This window comes from Blattabacterium cuenoti (genome assembly GCF_014251795.1).
Taxonomy (GTDB): domain Bacteria; phylum Bacteroidota; class Bacteroidia; order Flavobacteriales; family Blattabacteriaceae; genus Blattabacterium; species Blattabacterium cuenoti_AB.
The window spans coordinates 364,540-383,555 of the sequence record NZ_CP059201.1 but is presented as its reverse complement, the minus strand read 5'-3'; the positions used below and the strand labels follow the sequence as shown (position 1 = coordinate 383,555).

Sequence of the window (19,016 nt, the reverse complement as noted above, 5' to 3'; positions counted from 1 at the left end):
TATTATGTTGTTTCATTCATTTTTTTATCAAAAAATATTTTTAATTCTTTAATAAAGGTTTTAGTATCCAAATAGTTTTTTTCTTTATTATTTTGATGAGATATTTGAAATAAATCTTTGGTCATTTTTCCAGATTCTATAAAATCTATACATGCTTTTTCCATTTTTTCTGAAAATAATTTTAAGTCTGTATTTTGATCTAAAATAGCACGGTGTTTCAGACCACGAGTCCAAGAAAAAATAGATCCAATAGGATTTGTTGATGTTTTTTGTCCTTTTTTATACAATCTATAATGTCTTGTTATAGTGCCATGAACAGCTTCAGATTCTAAAGTTTTTCCATCTGGAGTAAGGAGAACAGAAGTCATCATTCCCAATGAACTAAAACCTTGAGCTATGCAATCAGATAGTAAGTCTCCATCATAATTTTTGCAAGCCCATATAAATTTTCCATTCGATTTAATAGCTTTTGCAAGCATATCATCAATTAAACGATGTTCATAAGTAATCTGTAATTTTTCAAATTTTGATTTAAATTCATTATCATACATTTCTTGAAATATACTTTTGAATCTACCATCATATGTTTTCAATATAGTGTTTTTTGTTGATAAAAAAAGGGGCCATTTTCTATATATAGAATAGTTAAAACAAGAACGAGCAAATCCATATATGGATTTATCTGTATTGTACATGCCCATAGCAATACCAGGCCCCATAAAATTATGGATTTCAAACTTCATTATTTCATTCTTTTTATTATCTGGAACAAAAGATATATATAATTTTCCTTTTTCTTTAATTAATAAATCAACAGCCTGATATTGATCAGCATAAGCATGTCTAGCTATACATATAGGGTTTTTCCAGTTTGGAATAGAACAAGGAATATTTTTTACTATAATAGGTTCTCTAAAAACAGTTCCATTAATAATATTTCTAATAGTTCCATTTGGAGATTTCCACATTTTTTTGAGATGAAATTCTTTCATTCTCTCTTCATCTGGTGTAATAGTAGCGCACTTAATTCCGACATTATGTTTTTTTATAGCATGAGCGGCATCTATAGTTATTTGATCATTTGTAACGTTTCGGTTTTTAATTCCCAAATCAAAGTAAATGATATTTATATCTAAATAAGGTAAGATAAAATTTTTTTTTATGTATTTCCATATAACTCTAGCCATTTCATCTCCATCTATTTCTACTATAGGATTGTTGACTTTTATTTTTTTCATGTTTTTCATGAATATGATGTTATGATGTTATAATATAATATGTTTTTTTAATTTAAAAAAAGAAATCCTTATATTTGTTTTTTGAATTCATTAGTTGGGTATTAATGTATATGTCAACCCTTTGATATGTTCAAAGGGTTTTATTTTTTTGTAAAAAGGTAAAGTACTATGTTTTGTGTCAATCTTATAGTTGCAATATTCTATCTATACTATAATTAAGATTTTTTTTTTTTGTAGAAATCATTGATAAGAATTGAAAAATTAATAAATATTGATTTCCAAGTTTGAAAATTCATAAAAATATTTTTGATAACAAATGTAGAATGTCTACATGATCCTAAAATAGGATGATCAGATCCAATGAAATTAAAAAACAAATGTTAGATTTTTTAACAACTGTATTTAAATATAATAAAAATAAAAATATTTATCCTGATAAAAAAAAATCTGAATATTTTGTGAAAAAATTATTTCACACTTTATTTACTCCTAATCATGAAATTTTAAATGATATAATTATTTTTAAAAAAAATTACGAAGAATTAAAAAAAATTTTATACGAAATCTTGATTGAATTAAATATAAATAAAAAAAATTCTGATCACTTTGCTCAAGTGTTTTTCAAAGAAATTCCTAATATTTATAAAATGTTAGTAATAGATGCAAATGCAATATTAAAATCTGATCCTGCAGCAACAGTAATAGAAGAGGTTTTTTTTTCTTATCCTGGTTTTTTTGCTATTGCATTATATAGAATTGCACATCAATTATGGATTCAAAAAATCCCTCTTTTACCAAGGTTGATTACGGAATATGCTCACAGTAAAACTGGAGTGGATATTCATGCATCTGCAAAAATAGGAAAAGCTTTTGCTATAGATCATGGAACAGGAATAGTTATAGGTTCTAGTACAAAAATTGGAGATAAAGTCAAGATATATCAAGGTGTCACATTGGGAGCTATTTATGTAGATAAAAAATTAGCAAATATAAAACGACATCCTACAATCGAAAATCAGGTTACAATATATGCAGGAGCGACTGTTTTAGGAGGAGATACTATAATAGGTCATGATAGTGTACTTGGAGGTAATGTTTGGGTTACTAAAAGTATTCCTCCTTTCTCTATAGTATATCAAAAAAATGAAATAAAAATGAGAAATAATAGTCCTTTTCCTGATCCTATTAATTTTATGATATAATCAAAAAGAAAAAAAATGAAAGTTGATAGCATTTTAAAAACTATCGGAAATACACCTCATGTACGTCTTAAGAGATTATTTCCTAATCATCAAGTGTGGATCAAATTAGAAAAAAATAATCCTGGAGGGAGCATAAAAGATAGAATTGCTTTATCTATGATAGAAGATGCGGAAAAAAAAGGAATTATTCATCAAGGAGATATTATTATAGAACCTACTTCTGGAAATACAGGAATTGGATTAGCTATAGTTTGTTCTGTTAAAGGATATCGTCTGGTTTTAGTAATGCCAGAATCAATGAGCATTGAAAGAAGAAAATTATTTTCTATTTTTGGGGCAAAATTTGTTCTCACTCCAAAAGAAAATGGAATGAAAGGAGCTATAAAAAAAGCGGAAGAATTAGTTGATACCATTCCAAATTCCTGGATGCCAAAACAATTTGATAATCTTTCAAACATAAATATACATAAAAATACAACTGCAAAGGAAATTATTCATGCTTTTCCTAAAGGTATAGATTATTTCATAACAGGAGTAGGAACTGGAGGCCATATTACTGGTATAGGAGAGATATTAAAAAATAAATTTCCAAATATAAAAATATTTTCTGTAGAACCTATAGAATCTCCAGTGATATTTGGAGGAAAACCTAATCCTCATGCTTTACAAGGGTTAGGTGCAGGTTTTATTCCGTCTATTTTGAATGTAAAAATATTAGATGGATCTTTTTTAGTATCTAAAGAAGAAGCTTTTCATCATGTTAGAAAAATCGCAAAAAAAGAAGGAATTCTTGTTGGAATATCTACCGGTGCTTCACTTTCTGCTATAGAGAAACAGTTATCAAAATTTTCGGAAAAATCTATAATACTAACGTTTAATTATGATACTGGAGAAAGATATTTATCAGTTGATAATCTTTTTTAGATTCAATAATTTTTTATTTTAAGATTTTCATTCTGAAATGAATAATATAAAAAATATTTATATATCTGTTTATGCTTTATGCTATGATAAACAAAAATAACAAGAATAAATCATAACTTATCATGATCATGATATTAATGGGTATGGATAAATTTTAAAAAAACTGATATTTAATGTTATGAATAAGTTTATAGAACAAGTTTCAATTTCGATGCTAAAAAAAAAGAATTTTTTAGGTAAAATTGTAACTTGATTTACTTTAAAAAAGATTATTTTTTAGTTTAATCGTGTTAATATTTTTTAAAATGTTATCTGAATCAAATTATAAAACATTTATTAAGTTAATACAAGAATCTTCTAAAGAAGAAATTATATGGATGAGTGCTTATATGTCTGGTTTGTTATGTTCTAAAAAAAATCATCAAAAATTTATAAGAAAAGAGGAAAAAAAAATAACGCTAGTTTATGGAACAGAAACAGGTAATGCCAAAAATCTAGCTTTTGATATTCATCAAAAAGTTAAAAATGAAAAATTTCAAATCAAATTAATCAGTTTAGATCAATATAATTTTCAAGATTTAGAAAAAGAAGATTATTTTTTTATTATAATGAGTACATATGGAGAAGGAGAACCTCCTTCTTCTGCAAAAAATTTTTTTGATTTTATTCATACAAATGAAAATATATTTCTGAAAAATATGAAATATAGTGTATTGGCTTTAGGAGATAAATCTTATACTTATTTTTGTAAAGCAGGAGAAGATGTCGATAAGCGTTTACATGATATAGGGGCAAAAAGAATTATTTCATTACATAAATGTGATGTTGATTATGAGAATCAAGCAGAAGAATGGTTTTCAAAAATTATAAGTTTTTTAAAAAAAAAAAAAAATAAGATTCATATAGAAAATAAAAAAATATATGGAAAAATATTAAATAATATAATTTTAAATGATCAAAAAAAAGGATCAAAAAAAGAAATTCATCATATTGAAATTTTCGTTAAAAAAAAAATTAAATATCTTCCTGGGGATTCTATAGGTATTTTTCCTGAAAATACTTCTAATGAAGTAGATAAAATTATCGAATTTATCGATAAAAATAAGATAAAAAAATTTGTAAATTTTGAGGAAAAAAGTAAAATATTTGATCTTTTTAAGAAAAGTTTTAATATTATTTATTTATCTGAAAGTTTCTTGAAAAAATATTCTTCTTTATCAAGAAAAAAAAATATTTTATTAAATCATAAATGGAAACTTATTGATCTTTTAACAGAATTTCCAATAAAAAATACATGTTCTTTAGAAGATTTAATTAGGATTATGGATCCTATAAAACCTAGACTCTATTCCATATCTTCCTCTCCTACAGCTCATGATAATATAATTCATATTACTGTATCTCGTCATCGTTTTCAATTAAATGGAGAAACGGCATATGGTCATTGTTCCGATTTTTTATCTAAATTGAAAATAGGAGATAATTTATCTTTTTCGATTTATAAAAATCAATTATTTAAATTACCTAATTCATATAAAGATATAATTCTTATTGGTCCTGGCACCGGAATTGCTCCTTTTCGTTCTTTTCTATATGAAAGAGAAATAACAGAAGCAACGGGTAAAAATTGGTTATTTTTTGGAGATCAACATTTTGATACAGATTTTTTATATCGAACAGAAATTGAAAATTGGAAAATGAAAGGAATTCTTCATCATGTAAGTTTATCTTTTTCCAGGGATCAGAAAAAAAAGATTTACGTACAAGATAAAATATGGGAAAATAGAATAGAATTTTTTTCTTGGATAAAAAATGGAGCTTATATTTATATTTGTGGAAACAAAACTCCTATGAGTGTAGATGTTGATAAAATGATTTCTAATGTTATAGAAAAAATAGGAAAATGTGATTCAACTCTATTTATAAAAAAAATGAAAAGAGAAAGAAGATATTTAAAAGATGTATACTGAGTTAACAAGTAATAAATAAAAAATCAATTTGGTCTTTATGATAATTCTATATTATATCAAAAATCAAAACAAGAGACATAATAAAGGATAGTATATTTTTTTATATCTGTGTTAGAATTTTTTATTATTTAGTGATAATTTTTGATATTTTATGTAAAAATCATGTTTTATTTAATTTTTTCTTTAGAAAAAGAATTTTTTCTATAATTTTTTTGTCCATTTTGTATTTCGATTCTTTAGTCCATCCTGCAATATGGGGGGTTAATATTACTTTATTAGAATGAATAAGATAAGAAAAACTCTTAGTAAAATGATGATTATGAGAAATATTATTGAAAGAAAAATTTTCATATTCTAATACATCTAAACATGCTCCATTTATTTTTCCGTTTTTTAATGCTTCAACTAAATGATTTGTAACTACACATCCTCCACGAGAAGTATTTATAAAATAAAAAGGTTTGCAAAATTTTTTAATAAAATCATAATTCATCATTCCTTTTGTTTTTTTTGTATAGGGAATATGTAAACTTATTATATCTGATTTTTGAAAAATCATATTCATATTCACCTGTTTTGCGTAAATATCTCCTATTTTAGGTATAATATCATAACATAATATTTGAACATCAAAATTTGAAAGTTTTTTTGCAAAAGCTTTTCCTGTATTTCCATATCCAATGATCCCTATTGTTTTCCCCATAATTTCTATTCCTCTATTAGTTTCTCTATTCCATTTTCCCTTTGAAACTTGTTGATGAGAACGAATGATATGATTCATCATACATAATAACATTCCTATCGCATGTTCTGCTACCGAATCTTTGTTTCCTTCTGGAGATGAAATTAAAGTTATTCCTTTTTTTACTGCATAATTTTTATCTATATTTTCTGTTCCAGATCCAATACGAGCTACAAATTTTAGATTTGTTGCTTTTTCAATAAATTTTTTATCTATTTTTAATCTATTCCTTAAAATTATGCCATCATACATATACAGATCAATTTGATCTGTGGAATCATTGTAATTTTCATCACAAATCAATCCTTCTTTTTTTAATTTGTATATAATAAAAGGATGATTTCTATCTAATATTAATATTTTTTTTATCATTTATCATAATCTTTGTTATTTTCTGAATTTAAGTTTATATCAAAATCTATAATTTCATTTTGTTTCATATAATTTTTTTTTTCTTCTCTAATTATATTGTCTTCTTTTATAACTTCATTACATTGATCCCAATAAGATTGATAATTTTTAGGCTTTTGGAATAACAATTTATCATGATAAATTAAATTCATATTTTTATATAGACTTTTCATATAATAAGCCCATATAGGTAAAGCCATATTTGCTCCTTGTCCTAACTTAACACTCTCAAAATGAGAGAATCTATCTTCCCAACCCACCCAAACTCCAGTAGTTAAATTAGGGACCATACCTATGAACCATCCATCTGAGTTTTCATTAGTTGTTCCTGTTTTTCCTGCTATGTCTCCTGTTAAATTATATGATTGTAATCTTTTTGCAGTTCCATATTTAACGACTCCTTGCATTAACTTTAACATAATATATCCTATTTCTTCATTAAAAACTTGTCTTTTATTAATATCTACATGTTCTTGAATTAAATTTCCATTTTCATCCTCGATTTTTACTAGAATAGAAGGTTTAACATAAATTCCATAATTAGTAAATGTATTGAATGCTCCTGTCATTTCATATAAAGTCAAATCAGCAGAGCCAAGAGCAATAGATGGATGTTCAGGAATGATAGACTCTATTCCCATTTTTTTTGCTAAATTAATTACTGTATTTGGACTCATTTGTGACATTAAACGAGCTGAAATCGTGTTTACAGAAAAAGCTAATCCATCTTTCAAAGTAAGAACCCCTCCATATTTTCCATTAGAATTTCTAGGAGTCCATTTTCCTAAATGAAATTTTTCATTTGAAATTTTTGTACAAGGATTATAATGTAATTCATTAATAGCGGCAGCATATAAGATAGGTTTAAAGACAGAACCAACTTGACGTTGAGTTTGTGCTACATGGTCATATTGAAAATAATTAAAATCTATTCCTCCTACCCATGCTTTAATAAATCCAGTATAAGATTCTACAGATAACATTCCTGCTTGAATAATACTTTTTTGATAACGAATAAAATCCCATGGAGATATGAATACTTGTTTAGTCCCATTCCAGGTAAATAATTTAATTAATTGTGGTTTTTGAAATTCTTCTAAAATTTTTTCTTCTGTTAATCCTTTTTGTTTTAAATCTTGGTAAAGAGCTGTTCTGTGCATCGCAGATATAAGAATTCGTTTTGTTTTTTCTGGAGAAATGTTTAAAAATGGAGCATTCCTATTTTTTTTTTGAAAACGATTAAATAAGATTTGTAATTGACTGAGGTGTTTTTTAAGCGCCTTTTCTGCATAATCTTGCATTCTAGCGTCGATAGACGTGTATATTTTTAATCCGCTAGAATAAAGATTAAGTTTTTGTCCAGTTTTTTTTTCATGTTCGTTTAAAGCTTCCTGAATTTCTTTTTTCAAAAACTCTCCATAATAAGTTAATAATTCAAAATCTTTTTTTTGTATTTTAAAATTTATTTTTATAGGTTTTTTTAACTCTTTTCTATATCTATTTATATTTAAAAAATTATATTTTTTCATTTGATATAAAACTAAATTTCTTTGTTTTTTTGCTCTATCGGGATAATTTTTTGGATTATATAAAGAAGGATTTTCTAACATTCCAACCAATGTAGCACATTCTCCTAAATTTAATTCGGAAACTTTTTTATTAAAATAAGTGTGAGCTGCTGTTTCTATTCCTTTTGCATTGTACAAAAAATCAAATTTGTTATAATACATAGTAATAATTTCTTCTTTTGTGTAACGTTTTTCTAATTCAATAGCCATTAACCATTCTAATAGTTTTTGATATATTCTATGTAATTTGTTTCTTGCAGATGATCCTGTAAAAAGAAGTTTTGCTAACTGTTGTGAAATCGTACTTCCTCCTCCTTTTTTTCCTAAAGAAAAAAAAGCTCTAAGAAAAGATTTTGCATCAATTCCAGAATGATATTTAAAACGGATGTCTTCTTTTGCAAGAAGTGCATTTACAAGATTTTTTGGAAGTTGTCGATAACTAACTAAAGTTCTATTTTCTGAAAAAAATTTTCCTAATAAAATTCCGTTATAATCATATACTTCTGATCCTACTTTCATAGTAGGATTTTCTATATCTCTTGTATTAGGTAAAGTTCCTAAATATCCTTTAGAAGCTGCATAAAAAATGATAATGATAGTACTTATTCCTGCAATAAATAAAAACCAAAAATAAAAAATAAGTCTACGAAAAAAAGAATTTACTTTTGTACTTTTTCTATACACGAAAAAAAGATGATTTTATTAACATCATATAATGTAATGTTTATATAGATAAATCTTTAAATGTTAATTCTGTTTTTTGAATAATATTGATATTTGATAACTCTTCTAAAGAAGGAGCCATTTTATTTTTTTCTAAAATTTCTTTAATTTTATTTACTTTTATTTTAAACCAAGTATTTGGATTCTTAACATAAGAAAACCACATTCTTTTTTTAAACACATCAATTTTCATACATTGAGCAATTCCTTTTTCTGTATGAATTTTTCTGTTAAAATCTGGAAAATCTTTAATAGCGTCTAAATAGGTATCTAATTCATAATTAATACAGCATTTTAATTTGTTACATTGACCAGTTAATTTTTCAAGATTTATTGAAAGTTGTTGATATCTTGCTGAATTAGTTGTTACACTTCTGAATTTTCTTAACCAAGTGGAACAACAAAGTTCTCTACCACAAGAACCAATTCCTCCAATTTTTGCTGCTTCTTGTCTATATCCTATTTGACGCATTTCTATACGGATATTAAAATGAAAAGCTAATTCTTTAATTAATTTTCTAAAATCAATTCTATTTTCAGCTGTATAATAAAAAATAGCTTTTCCTCCATCTCCTTGATATTCAACATCACAAATTTTCATAGAAATATTTAAATTTCTTGAAATTTTTTTGGCTTGAAAAAGAGTTGAAAATTCTTTTTTTTTAACATATTTCCAAATATTTATTTCTTTATATGTTGATTTTCTATATATTTTTTTAAAAGTATTTAAATCAGTGGCTTTGTTTTTTATTTTTAATTTGACCAATTCACCAGTTAAAGAAACTATACCAATATCATATCCGATACCAGATTTGGTTTCCACTGTTACAATATCTCCTTGATCAAGAAATATTCTTTCTCGATTCATAAAAAATTCTTTTCTATCATTTTTAAATTTTATTTCTACTATCTCATATTTTTGAGACTCAAAAGGAGATTTAATATTGGATAACCAATCTAATGGATTAGGTTTCCTACATATTTTTTTTTTGAAAATTTTTTCTTTTTTTACACATTTTTTTAAACAATCAGAGCATGATTTGTTCATTATTTATTTAATAAATTTATAAAAAAATTTTTATTTTATTTTATAAATATATTTCTAAAAAATGAATAAAAAAATAGCAGTATTTCCTGGATCTTTTGATCCCATTACTTTGGGTCATTATGATATTGTTGTTCGAGCTTTAAATTTATTTGATCAAATTATTATAGCTATTGGAAAAAATTTTCAAAAAAAAAATATGTTTTCTATAAAGAAAAGAAAAAAGTGGATACAGAAAACTTTTTTAAATTTTTCAAAAAAAATAGAAATTGATTCATTTAACGGATTAACTATTTCTTTTTGTATCAAAAGAAAAGCTCAATTTCTATTAAGAGGAATTCGAAATCAGATAGATTTCGAATTTGAAAAAAACATCTTTATTACTAATACAGAATTATGTAAAAAACATATTGTTGAGACAGTTTATCTTTTTTCTTCTCATGAAAAATCTCATATTAATTCTGATATTGTTAGAGATATTATAAAAAATGGAGGAGATTATACCATATTTGTTCCTTCTGCTGTTAGAATATAATAGAATTTATATATTTTCGATCCAATCTAAAGTAATTTGTTTTTTTTCTATGTTAGCATCTATAAGTTTTACTTTCACTTTATCTCCTAGATTATAAATTTTTCTTTTTTTTTCCCCTATTATACTATAATTATTTGAATTTAGTACATAAGAATCTTCTTTAATATCACGTAATCGTACCATTCCTTCTGTTTGAAATAATAATAAATCAATATAAACACTCCAATCAGTAAATCCTGTAATAACACCATCAAATTCTTTTCCTATAAATTTTCTTATATATTTAACCTGCATATATTTTAAAAATTCCCTTTCTATATCTATAGCTATTCTTTCTTTATAACTACAATGACCAGACTGCTTTTCATAAAATTCTATTGTTTTAAGTTTATATTCTTTATTATTTAAATAATGATATAATAAACGATGTGCTATGATATCCGAATATCTTCTTATGGGAGATGTAAAATGAGTGTAATATATAAAAGATAATCCATAATGTCCTATATTTTTTGTGGAATATTTAGCTTTACTCATAGAACGAAGAATCAAATTTTCAATCATATTTTGTTCTGGTTTTCCTTTAATTTTTTTTAATAAATGATTGATAGAATTTTTTATATTTTTCATATCTAAAAAATAACCTAAAGGTTCTATAATTTTTTTGAGTAAAAAAATTTTTTGAAAATCAGGTACATCATGTATTCTGTAAATATAAAGATTGTTAGAAGGATTTCCATCTAAATTCAAACTAACAAACTCTGAAATTTTTCTATTAGTCAATAACATAAATTCTTCAATTAAACGATGAGCATCATTGTTTTTTTCTAAGTGTAATGATATTGGATCATTGTTTTTATCTAAATGAAATTTAACTTCCACTTTTTCTAAATAAAATCCACCATGTTTTAATCGATTTTGAATTAATATTTTAGAAAATAAAAATAATGTGTAAATATCCTCGTAATAATCTCCTTTTTTTTGTTCAATAATAGATTGAACCTCATCATATGTAAATTTTCTATTAGACCGTATTATAGTTTTTCCAAACCAGTTTTTCAATATTTCTCCTTTTCGATTGATATTGAAAATATAAGAAAAACTTAATTTATCTTTTTTTGGTTGTAATGAACAAAGATCATTAGATAATATTTGAGGAAGCATAGGAATAACTTTTCCTACAAAATAAATAGAAGTCGCACGTGAATATGCTTCTTGATCTAATAAACTTCCTTCTTTTATATAATGAGAAACATCAGATATATGTACTCCTATTTCCCATGTATCATAATTTAATTTTCTAATAGAAAGAGCATCATCAAAATCTTTTGCATCTAAAGGATCTATAGTAAATGTATTAACTTTTCGCATATCTCTTCTGAGGTTGATATCCAAAATTGATTTTGAAAAAATTTTTTTAGCTTCATTTTCAATTTTTTTAGAAAATGTATGAGATATTCCATACTCTTCTAGTAAAGAAAAAATTTCTGTTTTATATTCTCCAGAAGATCCAAATCCTTTAACTATTTTTCCAAAAGGATTTGGATATTTTTTAGGCCATGACGTAATTTTTACTAATACTTTATCATTATGATGATATTTTTTCAATCTTTGTATTGGAATTAAAATATCTACATGAATATTATTATTATGTACTATTCCATATTTATTATTAGATTGAACGTTAATTTTCAATATTCCAATAAATTGTTGAGTTTTTCTTTTAATTACTTTTAATACTTCTCCCTGTATTTTTATTCCTTTTTTATTGTAGAATTTAACTTTTACTAAATCTCCTTCCAATGCTCGGTTTGTTTTATTTTTTGGAATAAAAATATCCTTTTGAGATTCATTAATATGAATAAATGCATATCCATGATTAGTAATATGAATAAATCCTGTATACAAATTATTATAATGTTTCTTTTTTATTTGTTTTTTCATAACAAAAACATAAAGTTATAGAGTTGAAAAAAATTTACAATCTAAATATTTTATATAAAAAAAATACTGAACATTTTTGTTATTAAACTTAGGATATTATTTATTATATTTGCAACGATCCGTTTTTTTACATAAAAAAATAAAAATAACTCTAAGATGACAGGTAAACGTATACTATATGTTTCTTCGGATTTATTCCCTTTTTCTTCAGAGAATACAATATCTTTATCGGTATTGAAAGCCACTAAGTTTATGCAATCAACAGGAAACGATGTTCGTATATTTATGCCTCGTTTTGGAGTGATTAATGAAAGGAGGCATCAATTACATGAAGTTATTCGTCTATCAGGTATGAATTTAGTGATTAATGATATAGATCAACCTTTATTAATAAAAGTAGCATCTATTCCTGATGCTAGATTACAAGTTTATTTTATAGATAATGAAGAATATTTTAAAAGAAAAGCAATTGATGAAGATGATAATGGAATCTTTTTTAGAGATAATGATGAGAGAGCTTTATTTTTTACAAAAGGAGTTTTAGAAACCGTAAAGAAACTAAATTGGAAACCTGATATAATACACATATATGGATGGATGAGTTCTTTTATTCCTTTATATGTTAAAAATCTTTACAAAGAAGATCCAATGTATAAAAATGTTAAAATTATTGCATCTATTTATAATAAACCTTTTAAAGGGTTTTTAAATAAAGATATTATTAATAAAATAAAATTTGATGGAATTAAATCTAGAAAGTTAAAATTGTTAGAAAATCCAAATTATTTGAATTTAATCAAATTATGTATGTATTTTTCTGATGCTATTATAAAAGGGGATCTTTTTTTTCCGGAAGAAATAGAAGATTATATTAAAGTAACTAAATTATTAGTGTTAAAGTATTATCCTGTAGAAGAAATAGAAACCGTTTATCAACAATTCTATGAAGAAACTGTTTTAGAAAAAATAAATTAAAAGATAGATAAAAAACTTATAATTTTATCTAGGATGTGTGGTATAATTGGTTATTTGGGTCATAAAAAAGCTTATCCTATTCTAATTAGTGGATTAAAAAAATTGGAATATAGAGGATATGATAGTTCTGGTATTGCTGTTTTTTCTAAAAATGGATATAGTTTGTACAAAACTAAAGGAAGAGTTCATGAGTTGGAAAAAAAAATTTCTTCTTCTAAAATAGAAATCAAAGGAACAACTGGAATAGGTCATACAAGATGGGCTACTCACGGAATTCCTGATGATGTTAATGCTCATCCTCATGTTTCAAACTCCAATGAACTGATTATGATTCATAATGGAATTATAGAAAATTATTATGCTATTAAAATTATTTTGTTAAAAAATGGATTTACTTTTAAAAGCAAAACAGATACAGAGGTTCTTGTTAATTTGATTGAATATATCAAAAAAGAAAATAAATTATCTTTAGAAGAAGCTGTAAGAATTTCTTTAAATGAAATTGTGGGTGCTTATTCTATCGCTATAGTAGAAAAATCTCACCCTGAAACAATTGTTATTGCAAAGTTAGGAAGTCCTTTATCTTTAGGAATTAAAAATAAAGAATTTTTTGTGTCATCTGATCCTATTTCTTTTATCAACTATACAAAAAATGTTATTTATTTAAAGGATGGAGAAATGGCTATTCTTAAAAAAGGGAAAAAATTAGATCTTAGAAAGATTCTAGATAATCATAAATTGAATCCAATTATTAAAAAACTTAAAATCAATTTAAAAGAAATTGAAAAAGGAAAATACAAATATTTTATGTTGAAAGAGATATATGAACAACCTAAAACAATATTAGATACTTTACGAGGTAGATTGTTAGTTCCGGAAAAAATTATTTGTATCAATGGAATTGAATCTAATAAAGATATTTTTTTAAATGCAAAATCTATAACTATAGTAGCATGTGGAACTTCGTGGCATGCCAGTTTAATTGGAGAATATTTATTAGAAGAGTTTGCTCGTGTTCCAGTCGAAGTTGAATATGCCTCTGAATTTCGGTATAGAAATCCTATCATAGGAAAAAAAGATGTTATTATTGTAATTTCTCAATCAGGAGAAACTGCTGATACTTTAGCTGCTTTAAAATTAGCAAAACAAAAAGGAGCTTTTGTATTTGGAATTTGCAATGTAGCAGGATCATCTATTGCACGACATGTAGATGCTGGAGCTTATACACACGCAGGACCTGAAATTGGAGTCGCTTCTACAAAATCTTTTACAGCACAAATTACAGTTCTCTTTTTATTAGCTTTAATTATAGGAAAATATAGATCAACAATTAATGACTATCGTTATAAATTTTTATGTGAAGAACTTGGATCAATTTCAAAAAAAGTCGATTTTACTTTGAAAATGGATGATTCTATAAAAAAAATATCTCAAATATATTATAATGTAAACAATTTTCTTTATTTAGGTAGAGGAATTAATTTTCCAGTTGCTTTAGAAGGAGCTTTAAAATTGAAAGAAATATCCTACATTCATGCAGAAGGTTATCCTGCCGCAGAAATGAAACATGGTCCTATAGCCTTAATTGATGAAAATATGCCAGTAGTTATTATTGCTACAAAAGAAGGATGTTATGATAAAATTATTGGAAACATTCAAGAAATTAAAGCTAGAAAAGGTAAAGTTATAGCCATAATTAATGAAGGAGATATTCAAGTTAATCTATTAGCAGATCATGTGATAAAAATACCGAATATTTCTGAGGAACTTAGTCCGTTAATAACTGTTATTCCACTTCAATTATTAGCTTATCAAATTGCTTACACACGAGGAAAAAATGTAGACCAACCAAGGAATTTAGCAAAGTCAGTAACAGTGGAGTAGAATTTGAAATTTCTATTTGTATAATTCCTTAAGATCTTAAGATATGGAGATTTAAAATTTCTGTATTAATATCACTTACTTACTATATATTTTATTTTTTAATATATTTTTCTAAAGCCATAGCCATAGAAGGGAATTCTGGTGTTGGAACTTTTATATCGATTTTTAATCCCGCTTTATAAGCGGCATCCAAAGTATTCTTTCCGAAAGTAGCAATTTTTATGTTATTTTGATCGAATTTAGGAAAATTATCAAATAAAGATTTGATTTCTGCTGGACTAAAAAAAACTAAAATATCATAATACACGTGTTTTAAATCAGATAGATCACTAGAAGTTGTTTTATATAAAATAGCTCGTTTCCAAAAAATATTTTGTTCATTTAACATATCAGGAATTTCTGGTTTTAATATATCTGAAGAAGGTAAAAGGAATTTTTCTTTATAATTTTTTTGAATGTAAGGAAGTATATCTTTAAATGATTTATTTCCAATGTAAATTTTTCTTTTTCTATATATAATGTATTTTTGCAAATAATATGCTATAGTTTTTGTTTGACAAACATATTTCATGGAAATAGGGACTTTAAAACGCATAGATTCAGCTAATCTAAAATAATGATCTATAGATTTTTTACTAATAAAAAGGACTACGGTAAAATCAGAAAAATTAATTTTCTGTTTTCTCACATCACTAGATGATGCTCCTTTAACTTCTATAAAAGATCTAAAATCAATATTAACATTTCTATTTTTGCTAAGTTTGATGTATGGAGTGTTAGAACCAACACTAAGAGGTTGTGAAATCAAAATATTATTTATCTTCATCCTTTTTTTTGTCAAAAACTTTTGATTTTAAATCCGCAAATTTATGCAAAAAATTTGTATAATAAAAAAAGGCACAGAGCGGAATCGAACCGCTATAAAAGGTTTTGCAGACCTCTGCCTTTCCATTCGGCCACAGTGCCGTACCTAAAGCTAATGATCCAAAATAACACAGACTCTATCTATATTTCCTTGTATAGGAGGATTTTCTTTGCAAATTTTAACTTTTGTATATTTGATTAAAGGTTTTTTGTATTCTTTTATTCTTTGAATTATTCTTCTCGCTAAATGTTCTATTAATTTAGAGTTGATACTCATTTCTTCTTTTACAATATGATATAAATCTACATAATTAATAGTTTCTGATAAATCATCACTGACAGATGCTTGATAAAGATCAAACTCAATTTCTAGATGAATAGTATAATGAGATCCAACATATTTTTCTTCTGGCATACATCCATGAAATCCAAATAATTTAATATTTTCTAATACAATTTTTCCCACGAAAATATTATTTTTACATATTTTCTTTATAGTTTTTTTCTACTTTTGTCCAATTTACGATATTCCAAAAAGAAGAAATATAATCTAAACGACGATTTTGATATTGTAAATAATAAGCATGTTCCCATACATCTAATCCAAATATAGGAGTCCCTTCGCAACCTGTTCTATACATCATAGGATTATCTTGATTTATTGTAGAACAAATTGTTAATTTTTCTTCTTTTACACATAACCAAATCCATCCAGAACCAAAATGGTTGACTGCAATTTTTGAAAAGGTATCTTTAAAGGAATCAAAAGAACCAAAACTTTTTTTAATAATTTCGTTAAAATCTCTACTTGGATGAGTGTGTTCTGTTTGAGAGTGAGGTATTAATATTTCCCAAAAAAGATTATGATTATAAAAACCTCCACTATTATTTCGAATGATTGAAGATTCAAGATGAGCTCTTTTTAAGATTTCTTTTATGGAACAATTCATCATATTTGTATTCGAAATAGCTTTGTTTAAATTATTTGTGTAAGTAGCATGATGTTTATTATAATGAATGTCCATGGTTTTCCTATCTATATAAGGCTCAAAATCTTTGTAAGAATAAGGTAATTTTGGGAGTTTAAATGACATAATTTTTATATTTTTAAAACAAATATAATTAAAAACCTTGGTATTTATTTTATTGTTTCATTGCTTTTATTCCTGGAAGAATTTTATTTTTTAAACTATCTAACATAGCCCCTCCTCCAGTGGATAAATAACTGATTTTTTTTTCACATTTTTCCATTTTCAGTGAGGCAATAGAGTCTCCCCCTCCTACTAAAGAGAACGATCCTTTTTCAGTTGCATTTGCTATTACTTTTGCCATAGACTTAGTTCCTAAAGAAAAATTTGGAAATTCAAAAACACCTACGGGACCATTCCATAAAATGGTTTTAGATTTTTTTATAATTTTTTCAAAGTTTTTTATAGAACAAGGTCCTATATCTAAACCCATCCATCCTTCTGGAATAGAATGAATATTTGCAATTTTTTTATTTGCTTCATTTTTAAATGAATCAGCAATTATTACATCTTTCGGTAGATGTATAACATTTATTTTATTATGGTATTTATCAAAAATTCTTCTTAATGTTTTTTCAATTATTTGATTTTTTTCAATTATAGAGTCTCCTATCATTCCTCCTTTTATTTTGATAAAAGGATAAGACATACCCCCTCCTACAAGGAGATAATCTGCAAAATTAATAATATTTTCAATAATTTCTATTTTAGAAGAAATTTTTGAACCTCCTAATAAAACAGTGATAGGTTTTTTTCCTTTTCCATATAAAAATTTATTCAAAAATTGAATTTCTTTCTTCATAAGAATGCCAATACATTTCTTTTTCCCAAAAAATTTTGGAAGAATAGTAATAGAACTATGGAAACGATGGACGACTCCAAAAGCATCATTAACATAAATATCTCCTAATTTAGATAATTCATAAGCAAAACCTTCATCTTCTTTTTCTTCTTCTTTATAAAAACGTAAATTTTCCAATAATAAAATTTCTCCAGTTTTCAATTCATTGATTTTTCTTATTACAGTTTTTCCTACACAGGATTCGTGAAAATTAACGGGAACTTTTAGTTTTTTGGATAAAAAATTAACCAAAAATTTTAAAGAATAAGTTTCAGAAGGAATTCCTTTTGGTCTACCAAAATGAGAAATAAGCACTATTTTTCCTTTTTCAGAAATAATTTTATTAATGGTTGGAATACTAGATATAATACGCGTATCGTCTATTATTTTTTGATATTTGTTTATAGGAACGTTAAAATCAACTCTAATTAAAGCTGTTTGATTTTTGAAATTAAAATCATAAACAGTTTTTATTTCCTCAATCATAATATCATAATCATTCATATATTTATTACAAAATTAATAAAATTTTATTTTATATGTATATTTGTTCTTCGTTTTTGTAAGAACATGATGTTAATAGCTATAGGTTCCGATCACACAGGTGTGCATTGTAAATATGCAATAAATAATTTTTTAATTAAAAAAGGATATGATATCAAAGATTTTGGGTTTTCAGAATATGGGAAAAAGGTTGATTATCCAGACTTTATTCATCCTGTAGCAGGATTTGTAAATAAAGGAAAAGCTGAATTCGGAATTATTATATGTGGAAGTGGAAATGGAGCTGCTATGACTGCGAATAAATATGAAAAAATTAGGGCAGCTTTAGTGTGGAGAAAAGAGATTGCTATCTTAGCAAGAAAACATAATAATGCTAATATTATCAGTTTGCCAGCACGTTTTGTAGATAAAAATGAAATGATAGAAATTGTAGAAATATTTTTGAAAACAAATTTTGAAGGAGGCAGACACAAAATAAGAATAAAAAAAATATCTGAAATCCTCAGTAGCTCAGTTGGTTAGAGCACCTGACTGTTAATCAGGGTGTCGCTGGTTCGAATCCAGCCTGAGGAGTTATTCTTGGTCAGTTTGGTTTTATCATTTGAAAGTCCTGTGATC

General features: G+C 25.3%; 16 protein-coding genes and 2 tRNA genes. 8 read left to right on the top strand and 10 right to left on the bottom strand.

Annotated features, from left to right (window positions below):
- Positions 1 to 2 precede the first annotated feature (2 nt).
- The gene (locus H0H55_RS01810) at positions 3 to 1,247 is read right to left on the bottom strand and encodes an NADP-dependent isocitrate dehydrogenase (RefSeq protein ID WP_238784147.1); all 1,245 of its coding nucleotides are present in this window, start codon (positions 1,245 to 1,247) and stop codon (positions 3 to 5) included.
- 338 nt (positions 1,248 to 1,585) lie between these two features.
- Here H0H55_RS01810 and H0H55_RS01805 point away from each other — a divergent pair, with 338 nt between their 5' ends.
- The 3 genes from H0H55_RS01805 to H0H55_RS01795 all read left to right on the top strand — a co-directional run bounded on the left by H0H55_RS01805 (position 1,586) and on the right by H0H55_RS01795 (position 5,334).
- The gene (locus tag H0H55_RS01805) at positions 1,586 to 2,440 is read left to right on the top strand and encodes a serine O-acetyltransferase (RefSeq protein ID WP_394798758.1); all 855 of its coding nucleotides are present in this window, start codon (positions 1,586 to 1,588) and stop codon (positions 2,438 to 2,440) included.
- A 15-nt stretch (positions 2,441 to 2,455) separates the two neighbouring features.
- Positions 2,456 to 3,364 carry a cysteine synthase A gene (cysK, locus tag H0H55_RS01800; RefSeq protein ID WP_185861056.1) on the top strand — a complete coding sequence of 303 codons (909 nt, stop codon included), beginning with the start codon at positions 2,456 to 2,458 and terminating at the stop codon, positions 3,362 to 3,364.
- Positions 3,365 to 3,669: 305 nt separating this feature from the next.
- Complete coding sequence (locus tag H0H55_RS01795; protein ID WP_185861055.1) at positions 3,670 to 5,334, top strand: diflavin oxidoreductase; 1,665 nt, start codon at positions 3,670 to 3,672, stop codon at positions 5,332 to 5,334.
- 160 nt (positions 5,335 to 5,494) lie between these two features.
- Here H0H55_RS01795 and H0H55_RS01790 read toward each other — a convergent pair whose 3' ends face one another.
- The 3 genes from H0H55_RS01790 to H0H55_RS01780 are packed head-to-tail and all read right to left on the bottom strand — an operon-like array spanning position 5,495 to position 9,826.
- Complete coding sequence (locus H0H55_RS01790; RefSeq protein ID WP_185861054.1) at positions 5,495 to 6,448, bottom strand: 2-hydroxyacid dehydrogenase; 954 nt, start codon at positions 6,446 to 6,448, stop codon at positions 5,495 to 5,497.
- Positions 6,445 to 8,739, bottom strand: a complete 2,295-nt coding sequence (locus H0H55_RS01785) for a transglycosylase domain-containing protein (protein WP_185861053.1) — start codon at positions 8,737 to 8,739, stop codon at positions 6,445 to 6,447. Before H0H55_RS01785 ends, H0H55_RS01790 begins: the two co-directional genes overlap by 4 nt.
- Positions 8,740 to 8,779: 40 nt before the next feature.
- The gene (locus H0H55_RS01780) at positions 8,780 to 9,826 is read right to left on the bottom strand and encodes a PSP1 domain-containing protein (protein WP_185861052.1); all 1,047 of its coding nucleotides are present in this window, start codon (positions 9,824 to 9,826) and stop codon (positions 8,780 to 8,782) included.
- Positions 9,827 to 9,887: 61 nt separating this feature from the next.
- On the opposite strand from H0H55_RS01780, the gene coaD reads away from it, so the two are divergent.
- A complete protein-coding gene (coaD, locus tag H0H55_RS01775) occupies positions 9,888 to 10,358 on the top strand; it encodes a pantetheine-phosphate adenylyltransferase (protein WP_185861051.1) in 471 nt (156 codons plus the stop codon).
- Between the two features lie 6 nt (positions 10,359 to 10,364).
- On the opposite strand, the gene rnr is transcribed toward coaD, so the two are convergent.
- Positions 10,365 to 12,302 (bottom strand): ribonuclease R, encoded by a 1,938-nt coding sequence (rnr, locus tag H0H55_RS01770; protein WP_185861050.1) that lies wholly within the window; start codon positions 12,300 to 12,302, stop codon positions 10,365 to 10,367.
- Between the two features lie 156 nt (positions 12,303 to 12,458).
- Here rnr and H0H55_RS01765 point away from each other — a divergent pair, with 156 nt between their 5' ends.
- Positions 12,459 to 13,277 carry a glycogen/starch synthase gene (locus H0H55_RS01765; RefSeq protein ID WP_185861049.1) on the top strand — a complete coding sequence of 273 codons (819 nt, stop codon included), beginning with the start codon at positions 12,459 to 12,461 and terminating at the stop codon, positions 13,275 to 13,277.
- A 33-nt stretch (positions 13,278 to 13,310) separates the two neighbouring features.
- Complete coding sequence (glmS, locus tag H0H55_RS01760) at positions 13,311 to 15,161, top strand: glutamine--fructose-6-phosphate transaminase (isomerizing) (protein WP_185861048.1); 1,851 nt, start codon at positions 13,311 to 13,313, stop codon at positions 15,159 to 15,161.
- A gap of 91 nt (positions 15,162 to 15,252) precedes the next feature.
- Here glmS and H0H55_RS01755 read toward each other — a convergent pair whose 3' ends face one another.
- The 5 genes from H0H55_RS01755 to H0H55_RS01735 form a co-directional block, all read right to left on the bottom strand.
- Positions 15,253 to 15,987, bottom strand: a complete 735-nt coding sequence (locus tag H0H55_RS01755; RefSeq protein WP_185861047.1) for a uroporphyrinogen-III synthase — start codon at positions 15,985 to 15,987, stop codon at positions 15,253 to 15,255.
- A gap of 69 nt (positions 15,988 to 16,056) precedes the next feature.
- Positions 16,057 to 16,127, bottom strand: a tRNA-Cys gene (locus H0H55_RS01750).
- 10 nt (positions 16,128 to 16,137) lie between these two features.
- The gene (gene folB, locus H0H55_RS01745) at positions 16,138 to 16,491 is read right to left on the bottom strand and encodes a dihydroneopterin aldolase (RefSeq protein ID WP_185861046.1); all 354 of its coding nucleotides are present in this window, start codon (positions 16,489 to 16,491) and stop codon (positions 16,138 to 16,140) included.
- 13 nt (positions 16,492 to 16,504) lie between these two features.
- Positions 16,505 to 17,119, bottom strand: coding sequence for a superoxide dismutase (locus H0H55_RS01740; RefSeq protein ID WP_185861045.1), 615 nt, complete (start codon positions 17,117 to 17,119; stop codon positions 16,505 to 16,507).
- A gap of 49 nt (positions 17,120 to 17,168) precedes the next feature.
- Entirely contained in the window at positions 17,169 to 18,398 is a 1,230-nt protein-coding gene (locus H0H55_RS01735; RefSeq protein ID WP_238784146.1) for a phosphoglycerate kinase, read from the bottom strand.
- Between the two features lie 69 nt (positions 18,399 to 18,467).
- Here H0H55_RS01735 and H0H55_RS01730 point away from each other — a divergent pair, with 69 nt between their 5' ends.
- Both H0H55_RS01730 and H0H55_RS01725 read left to right on the top strand, forming a co-directional pair.
- Positions 18,468 to 18,920, top strand: a complete 453-nt coding sequence (locus H0H55_RS01730; protein WP_185861567.1) for an RpiB/LacA/LacB family sugar-phosphate isomerase — start codon at positions 18,468 to 18,470, stop codon at positions 18,918 to 18,920.
- A tRNA-Asn gene (locus H0H55_RS01725) sits at positions 18,898 to 18,971 on the top strand. Before H0H55_RS01730 ends, H0H55_RS01725 begins: the two co-directional genes overlap by 23 nt.
- Positions 18,972 to 19,016 lie beyond the last annotated feature (45 nt).